Here is a 1162-nt window from a genome sequence, read left to right on the forward strand (position 1 = left end):
TATGCGTTAGTTTTAGTGACTAAGGTGGTATGCGGCGGCTTCGGTATTGCGTTGCTCACCCCTTAACAAGGCGTTATACGTTTTGGGGAAATCGGGGGCAAGGAAATGTCTGAAGAAGCGATTAAACTAGCAAAGAACCTACTCGAAACAGATGATAATTATATAGAAAACATAATTGCATTATCGCGTATTGGAAACGAAATGTATGGGCAATGCTGGAACACTGATTACCACGTATTTGGTCTCATAGCATCGGAGACAGACCATTTACCTCTTAATCATGTTCGTTTGAATTGCTCAGAGGAGTTTCTCGTAAAAGCTGATAAAGAGCTAGTTGAAACGATGAAGTTTTATCGTTCCGATGTTGTTAGTGCTTGCAATAAGATCATCAGAAATATAAACGTATAACAAAGCGTTTAAGGCAGATTCGCAACGCGTGGCATTTTTGGTTTTTATCGGCTTTAGTGTTTACGGCACAATGTTTTAGGTCGGTGGCCTGCGTTGCTCACTACTTAACGCGGCGTTATATGCACGGGAGAGTTCAGTGACCAAACGGATTGAAAATAGAGAAGTCAAAGTGTGTCCTGTTGTACTTCGAAAATCACTGTCTGCTCTAGAATTGCTGCTATTTGAACATCCTTTAGCTGATGTGCAGTTGGTAAAAGGGACATTAGAATTAACAGACAGCTCAGTGGAAAGTGCAGCACTTAGGGAGCTTAAAGAGGAATCGGGTATATCCAAAGTTTCCAGTACCAAGTATCTCGGTGTTTGGGAAAGCGGTTTTCAAAATCAACTTTGGCATTTTGTTCTTTGTGAAGTCGCGGAAGACCTGCCGAATAACTGGAGTTTTTACACGCAAGATGATGGCGGCCATGAGTTTAACTTTTTCTGGCATAAGCTCGGAGATAGTCCGAAATTTAAATGCCATAAGGTGTTCTCTAATGCCATTAAGCAAGTCGAAACTCTGTGCATATAACAAACAATTTAAGAGTGATTCACCACGCTTGGCATTTTTGGTTTAGGTCAAGTTCAGTGTTTACGGTGTCCAAATTAAGTTGTATGGTCGCGTGGTTCACACCTTAATTGGGCGTTATGTTGTCAAAGATTAAGTATGAAGATTTTAATATTATTTATAGCGGCATTATTGTCTGGCTGCGCTGGT

At 40.9% G+C, this 1162-nt stretch carries 2 protein-coding genes; both read left to right on the forward strand.

Annotated features, from left to right (window positions below; all coding sequences use genetic code 11):
• Positions 1-105: 105 nt before the first annotated feature.
• The gene (locus R7O03_RS22600) at positions 106-408 is read left to right on the forward strand and encodes a hypothetical protein (RefSeq protein ID WP_054730763.1); all 303 of its coding nucleotides are present in this window, start codon (positions 106-108) and stop codon (positions 406-408) included.
• Positions 409-544: 136 nt separating this feature from the next.
• Entirely contained in the window at positions 545-976 is a 432-nt protein-coding gene (locus tag R7O03_RS22605) for an NUDIX hydrolase (RefSeq protein ID WP_262635819.1), read from the forward strand.
• Positions 977-1162 lie beyond the last annotated feature (186 nt).

This window comes from Vibrio sp. Vb2960, from assembly GCF_033337665.1.
Lineage (GTDB): Bacteria > Pseudomonadota > Gammaproteobacteria > Enterobacterales > Vibrionaceae > Vibrio > Vibrio alginolyticus.

What these genes read in the sequence shown, in the direction of transcription:
- R7O03_RS22600 (WP_054730763.1), top strand. Translation starts at nt 106, where the DNA reads ATGTCTGAAGAAGCGATTAAACTAGCAAAGAACCTACTCGAAACAGAT.